We start from the raw sequence: 17916 nt of genomic DNA, 5'->3' as shown, positions 1-17916 counted from the left end.
GTGATTACATTTACATGGTTACGGAATTAAAACCGGAAACCTGCTCTTAATGCGCCCACTATCAAAGTGTCGTTAGCAGCATTATGATCAGGATTAAAAACAACTAATAAGCCCGGTGTGAGGGAAAGACGGTCATTGAGTTGGGCGCGATAAAAAAGTTCTACATGCAGTGATGTATCGCTACGTCCCCCTGGCGTTCCCCCATTTGAAAAGTTGGGAAAATTGTAGCCATCGGGTAAGTTACTAGCAGTAATTTTGGGTGGTTGTCCCACTAAAATACCACCGAGATTTCCCGCTTTACCTAAATTTGGTAAGGCTGCAAATACCATCCAATTAGTAGTTTCTACACTACCAGAGAGGTTAGCTGGTTTTGAAGTAGAAAAACCACCCCAACCGCCCAACTGTAAATTATCATTTAAACGCCATGCCACAGTTGCACCAACCGCATGGGTATTAAAAGCTGTAGTGGGTGCAAATGGCGAAATTAATTGCGCGTCACCAATGCCAGTACCGAGTAAATCATTGGGGGAGTGGGAATATATGTAATGTACGCCGACATCTAGATTGTCGGTGGGTGCGAGAGTGAGTTGTGCGCCTGCGCTATATCTACCACCAAATAAGCCAGCTAAATTGGCATTTCCGGGAAAACTGGGGATTTCGGAACTGTACACGCCTTGAAGACTGATGCGATCGCTAATTTCCCAGTCAAAACCTATACCACCAGTCCCATTCCCAATATTTAAAATCGGATTTCGCTGACCAAATTGTGAAATTGCCCCATCTCCAGAACCTTCTAACGGGTTAATTCCACGAAAAGTTGTAGCAGCATTCACCCCAGTCGAACCCACCACAACTCCTAAATTATCTGCCAGTAAAAATCGATAAGATAAATCATTAATAACTACTCTATTTTCAGTATTCGACTCAAAACTCAAGCGCCCCATATTATGAGAAATTAACGAGGCATTAGAACCTAAATTTCCTGCCGATAGCCCTGTAATTAATAAATCTTTTCCGGTGAATGATGTTGCTAAAGTTAACTGGACACTATTTGTAAAAGTTAGATTAGTTTTACCTTGCCGTTCTGGCACACCATCTCTAGGAAACAAATCCACATTAGTTGTATTTGTGCCTTGAATACTAAAAATAGCTTGACCAAATAATCGAGTTGTAGTAGAAAACTGATGAGCTTTTAATTCAATATTTTTATTTTCTAAAACATCAACACGTTGCCCTATTTCCTGTAACTCTTTTTGAAATTCACTTTGTAATCTTTGGATTTGGTCTAAGTCTGCTTGACTAATAGTATTACTTTGAGTTTTAGCAATTAATTCTTGAATTTGATTCAGACAAATATTTAAACTATGAGCAAATTCATAACGATTGACAGCACTATTACCCAAATACTGGCTGTTGCTATTTCCTGCAATACAGCCATAACGCTCAACTAAAGACTGTAAAGCACTAAAAGCCCAGTCATTTGGTTGGACATCATCTAATTGCGATACCGATGTTACTTGAGACATCTGATCATCTGATTCAGCAGTGTCAGAAAACTCTGGTGCTGCGGGAGATTCTGGAGAAATTGGGAGTTGAACTGCTGGTGAAATTTCTGGTGGAGTTTCTACTGGAATTTGCGAATCTTGGGAACTAGTATTTTGAGGGATTTTATTCAGTAGATTTTGATACTGCTGATTTACAGGCGCAGTCATAGCCTCGGAAGTACTATCCGGCGGCATAAATTCCGGTGGAGTAATTTCCGCAGGTGGAGAAATTTCTGATAAATTCTCGGTTTTTAGCTGCTGTATTTCTGTGTCTGACTGAACTACAGGCGGTTCTGGTAAATTGTTGGGTGGAGATGTTTGCCCGGCTGTCAATACGCCTAGCATCAGTAGACTTAGGTCGCTCATGGTATATCTGTTGACTAACACCAATATTTCTTTTGACAAAGTTTTTTGGTGTTCTTCAGGATATTTCTGTATAAAAAGTTATAAAAAGTCTGAAGTATCAAAAGAGGGAGGGGGAATTGAGGAAATATTTTCCCCCTTGCTCCCCGCTCCCTGCTCCTTGTCCTCTTCTCTCTGTTCCCTCTTATTCCGACTGGCTACAGTATTTATTCAGATCATTCATTAAAGTATCTGATTCTTTACCAGCAGTTTTAGCAACTGCGCTTAAAGCGGTATCAATGTCAGTTCTGGCTTTTTTGATTTTTTCTCTACCAGTTGGTGAAGCTTCGGCTGTTTTCGCAGCAGCCAAAGCTTTAGCAGCCTTAGCAATACCATTACTGAGGTTATCAAATACCTTTTGAAAACGACTTTGATATTCTTTGAGTTTGGGATCTGCCAATTTTAATTCTTCTAAAGATGTATTAATCGCTTCTAAATCTTTAGATAGTTGCAAGCTAGTAACTGCTTGCTTACCTTTATTTTGATCAATAAGAGCATTTCCTTCGTTCACGACTTGAATTAGTCGCTGACATTGGGAGGTTTTATTTTCACAACCAGTAACTAATAAAGCGAGACTAAGACTCACACTAGTAATAAAACTATACTTACGCCACACAGAGATTCATACCCCACCAGCTGTAAAATCCAGACAATCGTAACTAATAATTTCCTCAATTGTGGGAAGTGTTGCGTTAATTTCCGTAAAAAAACTGTGATAATTAATGCCAGTTCTATAGGCGATTTTTACTGGGGATAACAATCATAGCAAAATAAGGTACTTCCGCCGGATTAACTTCATCTAGGGGGACGATTCTTTGCTGTGTCATGGTTGCCCGTTCAATATATAGTGCGCGTGATGCCAGTCCTAATTGATGTAAGATATTGCGTACTTTGGTAAAGTGGCGGCCTAGTTTCATAATTGCGGCGGCATCGGTGGCTAGTAGTTGGGTGATGAGTTCTTCGGCTGGGAGTGGGGCTGGTAAAACTGTCAGAATATCGTTGTAGTAGGTGAAGGGTACGCCTAAAGCCACGGGACAAGCCATAAGAGAGGAAACGCCAGGAACAACTTCTGTATGGTAATGCTCAGATAAGCGTGTGTATACATACATAAATGAACCGTAGAAAAACGGATCGCCCTCACACAGCACGACAACATCACGTCCAGCCGCGAGGTGTTGGGCTATTGGTTCAACTTCTTGGTCGTAAATGGCTTTGGCTTTTTCTGGTTCTAGGGCGCGGGGGAGGTGAAAGGCGACTTCGGTTTGGTTGCCTGTTAAATATTGGGAAACGATCGCCCGCGCTATACTTTCTTTATCGGTGGCTGATTGATAGGCAATTACAGGTGCAGTCTGCAATAACCGCAGTGCTTTAATCGTCAACAGTTCGGGGTCGCCAGGGCCGACACCAACTCCATACAAACGGCCTTTGGTTGTCATGATTATTCTTCCTCCGTTGCCAAGGCGTTAACTGCGGCGGCGGCGATCGCACTGCCACCCCGCCGACCATATAATGTCATAAATGGTACATTCCGGCTATCTGCTGCTAAGGCGGCTTTTGATTCGGCTGCACCGACAAATCCCACAGGGAAACCCAAAATCACGGCAGGTTTTGGCGCTCCTTCATCCAGCATTTCGAGTAACCTAAATAGTGCGGTGGGTGCATTACCAATGGCTATAACTGAATTTTCTAGATGCGATCGCCATAATTCTAAAGCGGCGGCTGACCTTGTGTTACCAAGTGTTTGGGCGAGTTCTGGGACTTCGGGATAATTCAGGGTGCAGATAACTTCGTTATTGGCTGGTAGTCGCCGCCGCGTAACTCCTTCCGCCACCATCCGACAATCGCATAAAATTGGTGCGCCAGCTTTGAGGGCGGCGCGTGCTGATTGTACTGCTGTGGGTGAATATCCCAAGTCAGTTACAATATCCGTCATTCCACAGGCATGAATTAGACGTACAGCTACTTTTGCTACATCTGGTGGCAGGGCATCTAAGTTAGCTTCTGACCGAATGATCGAAAAAGAATTACGGTAAATTTCGTTAGCGTTGCGGATATAGTCGGACATTTTCAATTAACAACCACAGATGAGCGCAGATGAACACAGATGTTGGAAATCTTAAATAACTGTTTTAGTTGGGTAGTCTCGTATCGATTGACAAATTCGGTAAAAGATTCGTCATGGTGCAGGCGGTGATTTTTATACACTGTGAGCATTTGTTCTATCCGTGCAGGTAATTCTATAAAACTCACATCTTGATAGATTTTCTGACCGAATTGTTCGAGACTATCACGATCGCCGACATAAATGTGATAACTTTCTATGTTGCGATCGCTCACACCCAGTAAAGTGATGTCACCTGTGTGAGGTTGGGCGCAAGATTTTGCACAGCCGCTAAAGTGAATGTTAATCGGGCGATTTAGCTGAACACGATTTTTGAGATAATCGGCTAATGCTAAAGCATGACTTTTAGTATCGGTAGCCGAAGCTGCACAACCGCGTTTACCAGAACAAGCAACTAATGTACTTTGAATATTAGTGACGGTGAAATCTAAGCCTAAGTCAGTTAGGTGATTTTGAACATCAATCACACACCCCTGGGGAATATCCGTGATGAGTAAATTTTGCCAAGGTGTGAGTCTGAGGGTTCCACTACCATATTTTGCTGCTAAATTGCCCAAACGCCGCAACTGCTGACTTGTTAGCCGACCAAGGGGTAAGACGACACCAATATAAAACAAATTTTCTTGGCGTTGGGGATGAATCCCAATATGCCAGAAACCTGCTTCCTTTGTTGTTGGGGAAAGTTGAGAACGCTGCAAAGTAAAACTTAAACGCTGTTCAACTTGCTGAAGATAATTTTCCCATCCCAAACTGTTGATAACTGCTTGTAACCGTGGCTTGCGCCTAAGTTGAATATCAGTATGTTGTAAATAAACATCTGCTAAAGCTGCCAAAACAGACAAACATTGTTCAGGTAACAATATAATTCCTGTATTGATGGGTGGTTGGCTTTTGATGAAACTTAGATATAAGCGGAAGTAAACTTGAGTGTTGATTAACTCAGCCCTCAACAGGATATCATTGAGGCGATCGCTTACCGAAACTTTCCCACCGCCATCAAAGCAAACACTAAACTTAGCTGAGAGTGCTGATAGTTCCGAATGTGCTGCTAAATAAGCATCCCAGCTTTGAATTAAAGGGCGAGTATCGATTAATTCTTCTGGGTCGATACCTGCTGTTGGGCTAGTCATAATATTACGGATGTGGTCTATAGCCGAATTGTGAGACCCTATACCCAAATTTTGCAGGTGTTGTAAAACTTCGCTGCTGATACCCTGGCTAATTTCTCTGATTTGCAGGTTGGCGCGATTTGTGACATCCACATAACCACCACCTTGCATATCTGCGATCTGTGCGATCGCCTGACATTGTTTACTATTAAGTATCCCTCCTGGTATTCTCAGGCGAGATAAAATTCCATCTTGAGCAGATGTAGCGTAGAATAACCCCGGACAGGCTGTAAATCCTGAAACCAACGTCTCAACTCCTTCTCTGTGCAACGCAGAGAGTAGATCATCATGTCTTATAGACACACCCGGAGTTGGCATTCTGACTTGGGATTTCCCTTCACAGCTGCGGCACAGTCCCGGAATTTCACCGGAGTTTCCCAACTCCAAGTCTTAGTAATTTACCATGAGACCGTCTTCGCCATACTCTATGCTTCACATTTTTTTCATCAATGATTGGTGAATAATTACAGATCCCCGACTTCTTTAAGAAGTCGGGGATCTTAGCCGTGCAATTTTCGTACATCAAATATGATTGTATAAACTGTACTGCTATCAAATATTGCTCTTCAAGTTGGGAAAACTAACTTTAGTGACAGTGTAATCTACTACGCCGCTAAAGGAAATACGCATGAGTACATTTACCATTCAGGCTAATCAACTTCCGATTCACAAAGTATTTAGTGAAGATTTTATTTTTACGATTCCTCTATATCAGCGTCCTTATGCTTGGACAACGGAACAAGCAGGAGAACTTTTTGAAGATTTAATCAGTGCTTTGGGAGATAGTGATGAGAAGATTGAGGATATTAATCCATACTTTTTAGGTAGTATTGTACTCATTAAAGGAAATAAGTCAGATGCTCAAGTTGTCGATGGACAACAGCGTCTTACAACACTAACCATCCTATTAGCTGCTTTGAGAGCATCTGTATCTCAAGAATATAGACACAGAATTACTAAATATTTATATCAAGAAGATGATTTTGAGCCAGAAAAAAATATTTATCGTTTAACTCTACGTCCAAGAGATGCACAATTTTTTAAAGAATATATTCAAGCAGAATCAGGTATTGAGGGCTTAAAACAATTAAATAATAAACAACTTTCAGATAGCTGTAAAAATTGTAAGGAAAATACACTACTACTTTTAGATAAATTACAAAATCTTCCTGAAAATCAAATAATACGTCTTCTTCAATTTATTACTAGACGATGTTTCTTAGTCATAGTATCTACTCCCGATATTGATTCTGCATATCGAATATTCTCTGTTATGAACAATCGGGGTATGGATTTATCTCATGCTGATATTTTAAAAGCAGAGATTATCGGTAAAATAATGACTCAACAACAAGAAAACTACAGTAAAAAATGGGAAGGTACTGAAGAGAAACTTGGACGTGATATATTTAAAAGCCTTTTCTCCCATATTAGAATGATTTACAGTAAATCAAAACTTCGTGAAAGTATACTCAAGGAGTTTTTTGATAAAAATTTTAAAGCATTTCCCCTGCAATATCCTCAGCAGTTTATTGATAAGATTTTACTGCCTTTAGCTGATGCTTTTTATGACATCCAGTATCAAGTTTACGAAGGAAGTTTATGGACAGATGAAATTAATATATTGTTCCAATGGTTGCAACTTATTGACAATTCTGATTGGATACCACCAGCTATTTTTTATTTATCGCAAAATTATCATAATCCTGAATTATTATTGCGATTCTTTTCAGATTTAGATAGACTAGCTTCTTGTTTAATGATTCAGCGTGCTAATATCAATGAACGTATTGAACGTTATAGCAAGTTACTACACGCTATTGATAATCGAGAAGATTTGTATACGCCAGATTCACCATTACAATTGACTTCTAAAGAAAAAGAAAATATCCTCAAAATTCTGAATGGCGACCTTTATTTAATCAAGAAAATCAGAAGTTATGTTTTGCTGCGCTTAGATTCTGCCCTTGCTGAAGGAAAGCCTGCTTATACTTTTTCTAATATTACAGTTGAACACGTACTACCACAAAATCCATCTGCTGATAGTGAGTGGTTAACCTTGTTTCCTACTCAGGAAGATAAGGAAAAATATGTACATCGGTTAGGTAATTTAGTTTTACTATCTTCTGCGAAAAATAGCATGGCTCAAAACTTTGATTTTGAGACTAAAAAGCAGAAATATTTTACAACGAAGAAAGGTATTTGTAATTTTGCACTCACTACACAAGTATTGATGGAAAAAGAATGGACATCTGAAATTATCGAAAAACGGCAAAAAGTTTTAATTGACAAGTTGAAAGAACTTTGGCGTTTATAAAATTAGGACTTACGCAAAACACCTCTCAAACTCTTATTTCTCTGTGAACTCTGCGCTACGTCAGTTCGCTCAAGTCGGGAAACCCGCCCACGCGACTGACTCCTCTGTGGTTAGTTCTTCCGTAGCCTGTGCGTAAGTCCTGAATATTAGGTTTTAGTAATGCGATCGCCTCAGTATTGGTGCGTTAGGCGCTCGAATATAGTTTTTGTGATGAATTGAATTACTCACAATCTGCGCCTAACACACCCTACTGGCGTGGCAAGGCTAAAGTAGTGCATTAGATTTGGATAAAAACGCAGATAAACGCTGATGAACACAGATAAAATCTATTTTTTAATGCAACATTTAAGGCTTGCCACGCCACTACTGGCGTGTCTAGCCTTAAATGTTGCATTACAACTCTCTTGTGGGATGGGCTTCTAGCCCGTCCGGTGCGGGCAGGATGCCCACACCACAAGAACGATATTTTTGCACTACTTTAGTCTAGACAGTCCACTACGATAATTTGACTATTCTCCTAAATAAATGCCTAAACCACGAGCAGTTTGAACCAAAGTATCTTCGGGGTTGACGGCTTTGTACTGTGCGATCGCTTCTTCGATGGGTACGGTGATCACTTGGCGATTTTGCCAAGCAACCATGTAATCATATTTACCTTCCTCAATTAGATTAACTGCGGCTACACCAAAAGCCGAGGCGACTAATCGGTCTAGGGGTGAGGCTGTACCACCGCGTTGGATGTGTCCTAAGACAGTGACTCTTGTTTCTGCACCGATGCGATCGCTAATTTGGTCGGCTAGATATTCCCCAATTCCCCCATATCGTGATTGACCCAGGCGATTAGTTAAGGTGCGAGTTTCCCCTTCTTGAGTCCGCACAGCTTCGGAGACAATCACTAAACAATAGTTTTTGCCGTCTTCTTGACGGTTTTTAATGTGATAACAAATATCATCCATACTGTAGAGGATTTCGGGAATTAAAATCACATCTGCACCCCCAGCAATTCCCGCAGCTAAAGCGATGTGTCCCGCATCACGACCCATGACTTCTAAGATCATGACTCGACTATGGGAAGCGGCGGTGAAATGTAATTTATCCAGTGCTTCGGTCGCAATATTAACGGCTGTATCAAAGCCAATGGCGTGTTCAGTAATACCGATATCATTATCAATGGTTTTCGGGATACCGACTAAGTTAATTCCGCCTTGTTGTGCTAAACGACGCAGAATTGCTAAACTACCATCCCCGCCAATGCCAATCAACGCATCTAAATCTAATTGATGATAGCCTGCAATAATTTCTGATGAGCGATCGCAAAAACTACCATCAGCCATCGGAAAAGCAAAAGGATCACCTTTATTAGTAGTGCCTAACATTGTGCCACCAGAAGTTAATAACGGATCAACTTGCTCGATTTCTAATTTAGTAACTTGTGGTGGTCTTGCCATTAATCCTAGAGTTGCTTGTCGAATACCTAAGACTTCCCAACCTTTACCATTAGCACAATGAACAACTGCTCGGATGACTGCATTCAAACCAGAGCAATCTCCGCCACTAGTTAGAATGCCTATACGCTTACTTTTACCCATATTTTTGAACACTGCAAACGTGAAATAATTTCACTCACTACCAGAGTTAGCTAACACTTGAAAAATCTGATTAAATGCTATGAATTTGGTTAATTTCAGCCCAAAATCACACCATCAAACTGATAACAGCAAAGTTATACTGTCATCTGACTATAAGCTCAATCTCAAAGTATAGTTTTGATTATTTCATTACTTTCAAAGTCTAGAATGATTTGTGTATGCACTATTTTCTCTAAACAAAAATTCATTCTTTGTTGTATTTTATAATTTAATTTTGCTAATTTTAACTATTGTCAACTGAGGTCTTAATACTTGATCTTGTATAATATCTAGGAGCCAGAATATTGTCCAGGACTTACTTACGTAAGTATCACAATTGGTGGTTGGTGCGTGACACTATCAATCTGATAACTACGTTCACATCTTCTAGTTGCGTCACACACCCTACAGAAAAAATATGCCAATTGCGTAAGTTTTATGGCAAAAAAGCGCGTATAATATTTTACTTTGTCTCTAAATAAGTCCTGTCTACTATGAAAGTACCTACGGCTTCACCCTCTGATTTTGCCAATGGTATTGTGATTTTCCTGTATTATCTTGCAGTTTTATTTATAAATAAAATCAAAGTCCTATAGTTTTTATTTGTAGAGTCTGATACTATATCTTTCAGTGCTGTTCGATGAACCATAGACGTTCTTGTATATATAGAAACGACAAAAACAGTATTTAAGTACTATTTTTGCAGATAACTAAATAACTGAAGAGGTATGAATTAGCGATTTAACTTCATGCCTGATCTGATGTGCGGTGACTTGTTATGTGTCGCCATACCAAATTATGTTCATCAATAGGTGTAAAGCCTGAACTCTCTAGCCTTCAGTCGAGAAGCAGCACAAGGAAATTCTAGGCTCAAATAACACAAATTGTTGCAAACTTGAAGTGGGTAAGGCGAATGTGGATGGCAGCAATATGTCTCCACTAAATTTAATTTTTCACTGTACAAAAAGATTGTGGTGAAAATAATCCGAAATTCTACAATTTGTATGTGAATTTAGTGACATTGCAACAGAAATGGGATGCACGCCTTATGCCAAAATATAGCGTTAATGAAGTTTTAGAAATTATCAAAAATCTGACAGTTGAAGAAAAATTGGAATTACAACAGTCTCTACCTAGCGTGTTAGGAAATATGCTGACTGCGGCTAAACCAGTGGAGTCTCATTCTCAGAATATTGAGGGGATTAATATTGGGAATGGTAACTCTGGTATTGCCTTTAATCAACTGCAAGCAGACCGGGGAAGTAATATCAGTCAAAGTCAGACTGAGGTAAAAATTCAGAATGCTGAGATACAAGAAGCACTGAAATTACTAGAGAAATTAAAACAGGATATTAATACAAATAATACTTTGAATTCGATTGAAAAGAAAACTTTAGAAGTGCCACTACAAACAATTGAAGGAGAATTGAAGAAACCAAAGCCAGATAAAAATTTAGTAGAACAAGGTATAGAAGCCTTGAAAAAAGGTTTAGTAGGAGTTGCGGAACTAGCTGATCCTGTGATGAAACTAGCTCCTTTAGTTGCTAGAGTGTGGGTTGGTATATGAGCAACCAATCTACTAATAATCAGTATGAAACGAAGCAAAATATTAGTAATGTTTCAATCGGTGACAGCAATGTTGTCACCTTTAATCAAACTCAGATTTTGCAAGTTTCTGTGGCTGAGATTAAAACCCGTGAATTTAGAGCGACTTCACCCTATAAAGGCTTAAAGAAATTTGAGCCAGAAGATAAAGACATTTTTTTTGGTCGTGATCAGTTTCTCACAGGTATAGTTAATCAATTACAACAAACCAATTTAATTTTGCTTTTAGGCGCATCTGGGAGTGGTAAATCATCAGTAGTGCGTGCTGGTTTAATTCCCTGGTTATCACAAAAATGGGGAACAAAATTGGTCAAACTGACTTTTACGCCAGATATTGATCCCTTTGAATCTTTCTATGCAAGTTTGCTGAGTAAATATAAGCAATCAGCAGTCCAGATGGCGCGAGAGGCTGAAACTGACACCTTAACAGAAGTAGTCAATAGGCTCAAGCAGCCTGATGATTACTGGTTTATTTTAATTGACCAGTTTGAAGAATTATTTACTACAACTCAGCCAGAAAAACGGAATAAGTTTATCTCTAGCTTAGTGCAGTTAAGTAAAATTAATGTTTCTAATGTTAAAATTGTGGCAACTATGCGGGCTGATTTTCTTGACAGATTCAGCCCTTATCCTGCCTTAGTAAAAGCTACAGATAACCATCGTCCTATAATTGCAGAGATGCAACAAGATGAGTTGCGTTTGGCAATTGAACAACCTGCGGCTCATCATGGGGTAGTGTTTGAAACGGGCTTGGTAGAGGAAATCATTAAAGATGTTCAAGGGCAAGCTGGATATCTACCTTTATTGCAGTACACTCTCAATCTCTTGTGGGAGACAGAAGTTAAAACTGGTAGTATTAATGACCGGACTTTAAATTTGAATACTTACCGGATGTTAGGTGGGGTGAGAGGTGCGCTGCAAGAACATATAGATAAAATCTATGGTGCGTTTTCTCAACCAGAACAATTAGCAACTCAGAAAATTTTCCTCAAATTGGTAGATATTGGTGGAGATTCGGAATCAAGTAGCGATTGGAAGCCAGTTCGCAGACGGGCTAATCGTTTTGAGTTTAGCGAGGAACTAGAGCAAAGTGTATTGAGGAAGTTGATCGATGAAAATCTATTGGTAAGCAATGCGCCTCAAGAAACCCTACACGATCGCCTAACAACAGCGCCAGTATCTACAGTAGAAATTGCCCATGAAATTTTGTTAACATCCTGGACAACACTCAACACCTGGATTGAGGAAAATCGTCAGGCGATCGCACTTTTTAACCGACTTAATGATGATGTTGCACATTGGCAGACTTTGAAAAATGACGATGAACTGTGGAGTGGATCAAAGTTAGCAAAAGTTGTAGAACTGCGACAAAACCCAGCTTTGAACCCAGCATTGGGTAAATTTAGTGAGAAAACTGCCGAGTTTATTGATGCTAGTGTCAAAAGACGCGATCGTCAACGCCGCCGCAGCATAATCGTACTCTCGGCCTTTTCTACGGTGGTGTCATTATTCGCCATTTTAGCCGGAATTCAGTACTATAGAGCCGAAACAGGACAAATTTCTGCTTTGAATCAAAGTTCCGAAGCCCGTTCTATTGCTAATAAAGCTAAGTTTGATGCCCTCTTAAGTGCTTTGGATGCGGCCAAACGCTATCAATCGCTGATTTTAAGCAACACTAATCCACAATTGCAAACAGAAATACAAGCCCAGTTAGGACAAGCAGTCTACTGGACAAGAGAACGCAACCGTCTGCAAGGACATCAAAGTATTGTTCAAAGTGTGAGTTTTAGCCCCGATGGCCAAATGATTGCCACCGCCAGCTACGATAACACAATCAAGCTATGGCAAGCAGACGGTAAACTGATCAAAACTCTCTTGGGGCATAAAAAACCCGTTATGAGTGTGAGTTTTAGCCCCAAGGGGGATATGCTGGCTTCAGCTAGTCAAGATAGCACAGTCAAACTTTGGGATCGCAATGGTAATCTAATTAAGACGATTGAAGCTCATAAAAGCTGGTTGTTAAGTGTAAAATTCAGCCCGGATGGTAAGACTATTGCTGCTGGGAGCAATGATTACACAGCCAAACTATGGCGTATTGACGGTACAAAAATTAATCCCATTAATCCCCTCAATGGACATAGCTCATGGGTGATGCAGGTGCTTTTTCATCCCAAAACCAATCAGATTGTTACTACTAGTGGTGACAACACTATCAAACTTTGGACACAAAATGGCAAACTACTGCAAACCCTGACTGGACATACTGACACTGTGATGAGTGCAGCTTTCAGCCCAGATGAAAAAATATTAGCAACTGCCAGCCTAGATAAAACAGTTAAACTTTGGAGTTCCGATGGGAAACTAATCAAAAGCCTTTCCCATCCAGAAAAACTATATAGTGTTAGTTTCAGTAAAGATGGACAGATTGCCTCTGGTAGTGTTGACGGAAATGTCAGGCTGTGGACGCAAGATGGCAAATTATTAGATACCTGGGCAGCTCATGATGGCGCAATTCCTAGCTTGACCTTTAGCCCTGATGGACAAACTCTCGCCACAACTGGTAACGATAACATTACCAAGCTCTGGCAAGTCCATCGCCGGTGGCTGACTGTTCTGAATGGACATCAAGATGCGGCAACTGGTGTCAATTTCCGCCCTGATGGGAAGCAAGTAGTCAGTGCTGGTAAGGGCGATTTGCTTTACTTCTGGAGTCCAAAAGGTAATTTACTCTTTACCCGCAAAACAAATCAAGGCAGTGTGTATGGTATGAGTTTCAGTCCAGATGGCCAAACCATAGCCTCTGCTGGTGGTGATTATACTATCCGACTCTGGGATGCTAACGGGAAAGAATTAAGAATATTACGAGGTCATCAAGATCGCGTTAATAATGTCAGCTTCAGCCCAGATGGACAGACAATCGCCTCTGCTAGTGATGATCAAACAGCTAAACTTTGGAGCTTAGACGGTAAACAACAGAAAACTCTTCAAGGACACAAGGGCAGAGTTTTAGGTGTCAGCTTTAGCCCCGATGGCAAAATCATCGCTACTAGCGGTGATGATCAGACAGTGAAACTGTGGGGAGTTGATGGTAAAGAACTGAGAACTTTAAGGAGACACACAGACCGAGTTTGGAATGTCAAATTTAGCCCCGATGGCAAAACCATCGCCTCTGCTAGTGCTGACGGGACAATCAAACTGTGGAGTTTAGAGGAAAAACTGATCAAAACCCTAAAGGGACATACGGCGGCGGTTCTTGATGTGAGCTTCAGTCCCGATGGAAAAGCGATGATCGCTTCTGCTAGTAGTGACAAAACTATCAAACTTTGGCGGACAGGTGGAACCTTAATCACAACTTTGAGGGGACATCAGTCGGAAGTCAACGCTGTGAATTTCAGCCCCGATGGCAAGTTTTTAGCCTCTGCTGGAAAAGACAGATTGGTATTGCTTTGGAATGTATCTGATTTAAGTTTGCCGAGGTTGTTGAAACAAGGATGTCAACAGATACATGATTATCTAAAAACTCACCCAGAAGTTTCACAAAACTTCTGTAATTAAACTCAATTTTGTTTTTATAAGGAGAAGGAAAATGACAAAGAAAGGAACAGGCTGGATTCCCGATTACCCCGATGTTAGAGACTTTACATTAGATAATGATGAAATTAAAAGTTTATCGAACAAAGTTCAAACTCAAGGCTCTAATGCTGATGTTGAGAGCCTCGCTGACACTTTGCGTAAAGCATTAAAACTTATTGAACAGCAACAAAAGAATAATCACGAGAATACTGACGATATAAATAAACTAATAAATCAGCTTTCAGGCGAATTCCATTTTGTAAATGTAGAAATGAATAATGTTCTAAAAGAAGGAATGTCTGACTCAGAAGTTTTACTGATTAAAAATTATTTACAACGTATTATTTCCACATGGAAAGTATTTCAAGAAAATAACAAATATAAGAAGTTCACGTATACACCAGCAATAAGCGACACAAGATTTGATGAACAGACTTGTGAAGCCGTTAGACAAGTCTTAAAACATCAACCATATTTAAAAAAGAATGGTTCTCAAGAACATGATGGTTCTATAGATAAAGATGATATGGACGCTTTAAAGCTATTGGCATTAGGCGCAGATATTACTCGTGATATAGAAAAGGAATTTATGGAATTAATTGCTGTGAATGCTGAAGAATACAAAAAAATAATTATAGATAGATATCAAGATAAAAAAACATTATATGACAATTATGAAAAAGATATTTCCATTAAATATTTATTATGTTTTCTAAAAGAAGATACTTTCACTCAATACTTATTGCCATTTTTAAAAAACATCGATAACTACAATGTTCGGCAAGTAAAACAAGACAATAGCTCAGAAATAAAAATAGAAACAGTCCAATATTACCAAGGCGTAATAGCCTTATACTTGTATATAATTATAAATAATCTTAATTCTATAAAAGCAGAAATAGAAAACAATGAGAATTTAGATTTTATATTACAACAAATATCAAAAATCCTCGAAAACAATGAGAGTTCGGATTTTACATTACAACAAATATCAAAAATCCTCGAAAACAATGAGAATTTAGATTTTATATTACAACAAATATCAAAAATCCTCGAAAACAATGAGAATTTAGATTTTATATTACAACAAATAAAAAATGGATTAATAATGCCCCCTTTCCAAAAAATAATCAAATGTATAGCAGAAATCGTAATAATAATATTAGCTATTAAAAGTAATGAAAAATTCCAATTTTTTATCAATGATTTTCAAAAAAGCTTAGTAAAAATCGGATTTAGTGCTTATGAATTAAGTGAATTTAAAAACATTAAAATTGAAAACTATAAAGGCATTATAGAATATTTAGGAATAGATTTTAGTAATAAAGGTGAGAATAAACTAGAGAAAATAACTACAAGTATAATAGAACCAAGCATTAGTAAGCTTAAGTATTTAATGGGATTGCTATATACAGTTTGTCCACCCATAATCCCAGAATCTCTATTCCAAAAAATAGAAATAACTATATCGGCACCAATTCCGAGCATGGTTAAGGAATTATTGATCAATAAATTATATGAGCAGCAGGCAAAAAAAAACGGAGATAATTCATCAGCCAATAAAAAAGAAATAAATCTTTTCTTGCAAAATAATAATGATGATCAAGCTTTACCATTATTAAAAGAATTAAATAAAATTTTACTGCAAGTATTAATGCCATTAGGCCAATACAATAACTTAAGCAAAGCTGTGGAAGACGGAATAGTTAAAATTCGGTCTTTCTTGAAAAAGAAACAAGAAGATTCAGAAGAAAGCAAGAACACAGAAAATCCCGAAGACAATATCAGAAAAATAATTCGAGAAACGATGGGGGAATATAATGTCACAATAGCCCAAGATTATAGCTTGATAAATGAAATATATTGGCAAAAATGGGATTATAAAAATTTTGAGACAAAAATTGACTCTATCTTCAAAGAAATCCAATCTATCTTGAAAAGTAGCAAGAGCAGTAGCGAGACCTCTGACTCTACTCAAACTTTTGGTTTTCTGGCTCCCAAGTCTAGAGCTACTAATAAACCCCTAAACAATAAGCCCCTGAAAAAGCCTTTGTTTCAAATTAGTGCTTCTCAACTATCATTGTTACTTGGAGGGGGGGAATTTCCAGAAAAAAAAGCTGATAAAACTAGCAAAAAGTCTTTAGAAAAACTAAACAATAGTTTGTTATTTCCGATTAGTAGCAATCTCCGTCAGCAGATTAAAACAGAGATAGAAAAAGCAAAAATAGATGAGACAACAAATAAACAAAGTAATGAGCAAAGTAATGAGCAAAGTAATGAGCAAAGTAATGAGCAAAGTAATGAGCAAAGCGTATTTTTATCATTACCAGAATTTGTAGATTTAAGCTACTGGTGTTCTCCTGTGGAGGATCAAGGTTCCTTAAATTCTTGCACAGCCCATGCAGGAATTGCCTTAATAGAGTATGCACAAAAAAAGAGTAGCGGTAGCTACACAGATGCTTCTCCTTTGTTTCTCTACCAAGTTACCCGTAACTTGATGCAACGAGAAGGAGATTCAGGAGCTTCTGTAAGAGATACAATGAAGGCGATGGTTGCATTTGGAGTTTGCCCAGAAGAGTATTGGCCTTACAATGAAGATAAGTTTAATGAAGAACCAACATCTTTTTGTTACTCCTTTGCTGAAAATTACAAAACAATCAAATATTTCCGCTTAGACGATGGTCAAATCTCTAAATATGCACTCCTCTCACAAGTCAAATTGCTGCTAGTTTCTGAAATTCCTTGTATATTTGGATTCACCCTTTATAATTCCGTCTACGATGAAGTGAATTTCAGTAGAGGACATATCCCTTTGCCCAGCAAACGAGATAAAGTCATTGGTGGTCATACTGTAGTTGCAGTTGGCTATCATGACCGCAAGATTATCGAAAATGAAGATGGTGAGCGATTTGAAGGAGCTTTGCTAATTCGCAACTCTTGGGGAAATCGTTGGGGTCAAGGTGGCTACGGCTGGATGCCTTATGATTACATTATTAGAGGACTCACAGCTGATTGGTGGTCACTCCTCAAAGCCGAATGGTTAGCAACTGGCCGTTTCGGCGCGGGCGCAAGTGCTTGGAATGCAGATAAAGGAGATAATGTGGGGGATGGGCAAACTCCAAAGGGACAAGGGAAATAAGTATACTTCCACCAACTAGTGAATAATTCCAGTAGTTACCCACAAAGGTTATCTGTTGAAAATGGGTGTAAGAGGATGTTTTAAAAGTCTTCTTGTTGGTAGCAAAACATTTTAGATCCCCCTAAATCCCCCTTAAAAAGGGGGACTTTGAAGTATTTCCCCCCTTTTTAAGGCTACGGTGTACACACAAGTCTTGAAATCCTACCTAACGTTTGGTTTCATCGTCTAGCTTTCGGTTTTGCGATCGCTTTGAAAACCTGTCATTGCGAGGAGGAACGACGTAGGCGTAAGACTTCCCGCAGGGTAGCAATCGCCAAAACTACGGGATTATGCGATTACTTCGCTCCGTTATCACTGCGCTCGTAATGACAATTCAAGGGGTCTATAACGCCTGAAACCCTTGCTGATAGTACTTGT

10 protein-coding genes and 1 riboswitch are annotated in these 17916 nt (G+C 39.1%); of the genes, 4 read left to right on the top strand and 6 right to left on the bottom strand.

Features of this window, described 5'->3' with window-relative positions; translation table 11 throughout:
- Positions 1-26: 26 nt before the first annotated feature.
- The 5 genes from H6G77_RS23545 to cobG form a co-directional block, all read right to left on the bottom strand.
- On the bottom strand, positions 27-1910 hold the full coding sequence (locus tag H6G77_RS23545; RefSeq protein WP_190872878.1) for an iron uptake porin: 1884 nt from the start codon (positions 1908-1910) through the stop codon (positions 27-29).
- A gap of 181 nt (positions 1911-2091) precedes the next feature.
- The gene (locus H6G77_RS23540; RefSeq protein WP_190591883.1) at positions 2092-2568 is read right to left on the bottom strand and encodes a hypothetical protein; all 477 of its coding nucleotides are present in this window, start codon (positions 2566-2568) and stop codon (positions 2092-2094) included.
- 109 nt (positions 2569-2677) lie between these two features.
- Positions 2678-3382, bottom strand: a complete 705-nt coding sequence (locus H6G77_RS23535; protein ID WP_190674167.1) for a precorrin-2 C(20)-methyltransferase — start codon at positions 3380-3382, stop codon at positions 2678-2680.
- A 2-nt stretch (positions 3383-3384) separates the two neighbouring features.
- Complete coding sequence (locus H6G77_RS23530) at positions 3385-4011, bottom strand: precorrin-8X methylmutase (protein ID WP_190872877.1); 627 nt, start codon at positions 4009-4011, stop codon at positions 3385-3387.
- Between the two features lie 2 nt (positions 4012-4013).
- Positions 4014-5483, bottom strand: a complete 1470-nt coding sequence (gene cobG / locus H6G77_RS23525) for a precorrin-3B synthase (protein ID WP_242049291.1) — start codon at positions 5481-5483, stop codon at positions 4014-4016.
- Between the two features lie 45 nt (positions 5484-5528).
- Positions 5529-5658, bottom strand: a riboswitch (cobalamin riboswitch).
- A gap of 207 nt (positions 5659-5865) precedes the next feature.
- Between cobG and H6G77_RS23520 the strand changes: the two genes are divergently transcribed.
- Positions 5866-7554, top strand: coding sequence for a DUF262 domain-containing protein (locus tag H6G77_RS23520; RefSeq protein ID WP_190872875.1), 1689 nt, complete (start codon positions 5866-5868; stop codon positions 7552-7554).
- A gap of 509 nt (positions 7555-8063) precedes the next feature.
- Here H6G77_RS23520 and H6G77_RS23515 read toward each other — a convergent pair.
- Complete coding sequence (locus tag H6G77_RS23515) at positions 8064-9143, bottom strand: ATP-dependent 6-phosphofructokinase (protein ID WP_190591842.1); 1080 nt, start codon at positions 9141-9143, stop codon at positions 8064-8066.
- Between the two features lie 1045 nt (positions 9144-10188).
- Between H6G77_RS23515 and H6G77_RS23510 the strand changes: the two genes are divergently transcribed.
- Genes H6G77_RS23510 through H6G77_RS35385 form a run of 3 tightly spaced genes read left to right on the top strand, consistent with a single transcriptional unit; the run spans position 10189 to position 17499 of the window.
- Positions 10189-10749 (top strand): hypothetical protein, encoded by a 561-nt coding sequence (locus H6G77_RS23510; protein ID WP_313933873.1) that lies wholly within the window; start codon positions 10189-10191, stop codon positions 10747-10749.
- A complete protein-coding gene (locus H6G77_RS23505) occupies positions 10746-14342 on the top strand; it encodes a WD40 repeat domain-containing protein (RefSeq protein ID WP_190872874.1) in 3597 nt (1198 codons plus the stop codon). Before H6G77_RS23510 ends, H6G77_RS23505 begins: the two co-directional genes overlap by 4 nt.
- A gap of 31 nt (positions 14343-14373) precedes the next feature.
- On the top strand, positions 14374-17499 hold the full coding sequence (locus H6G77_RS35385) for a C1 family peptidase (RefSeq protein ID WP_199331618.1): 3126 nt from the start codon (positions 14374-14376) through the stop codon (positions 17497-17499).
- Positions 17500-17916: the final 417 nt, after the last annotated feature.

Source organism: Aulosira sp. FACHB-615 (genome assembly GCF_014698045.1).
Taxonomy (GTDB): domain Bacteria; phylum Cyanobacteriota; class Cyanobacteriia; order Cyanobacteriales; family Nostocaceae; genus Nostoc_B.
This window is presented reverse-complemented; position numbering and strand designations above follow the sequence as displayed.

Bases quoted from the DNA above. Each gene is read 5' to 3' on its own strand.
- H6G77_RS23545 (WP_190872878.1), bottom strand. From the start codon at position 1,910: ATGAGCGACCTAAGTCTACTGATGCTAGGCGTATTGACAGCCGGGCAA.
- H6G77_RS23535 (WP_190674167.1), bottom strand. From the start codon at position 3,382: ATGACAACCAAAGGCCGTTTGTATGGAGTTGGTGTCGGCCCTGGCGAC.
- H6G77_RS23530 (WP_190872877.1), bottom strand. From the start codon at position 4,011: ATGTCCGACTATATCCGCAACGCTAACGAAATTTACCGTAATTCTTTT.
- H6G77_RS23520 (WP_190872875.1), top strand. From the start codon at position 5,866: ATGAGTACATTTACCATTCAGGCTAATCAACTTCCGATTCACAAAGTA.
- H6G77_RS23515 (WP_190591842.1), bottom strand. From the start codon at position 9,143: ATGGGTAAAAGTAAGCGTATAGGCATTCTAACTAGTGGCGGAGATTGC.
- H6G77_RS23505 (WP_190872874.1), top strand. From the start codon at position 10,746: ATGAGCAACCAATCTACTAATAATCAGTATGAAACGAAGCAAAATATT.
- H6G77_RS35385 (WP_199331618.1), top strand. From the start codon at position 14,374: ATGACAAAGAAAGGAACAGGCTGGATTCCCGATTACCCCGATGTTAGA.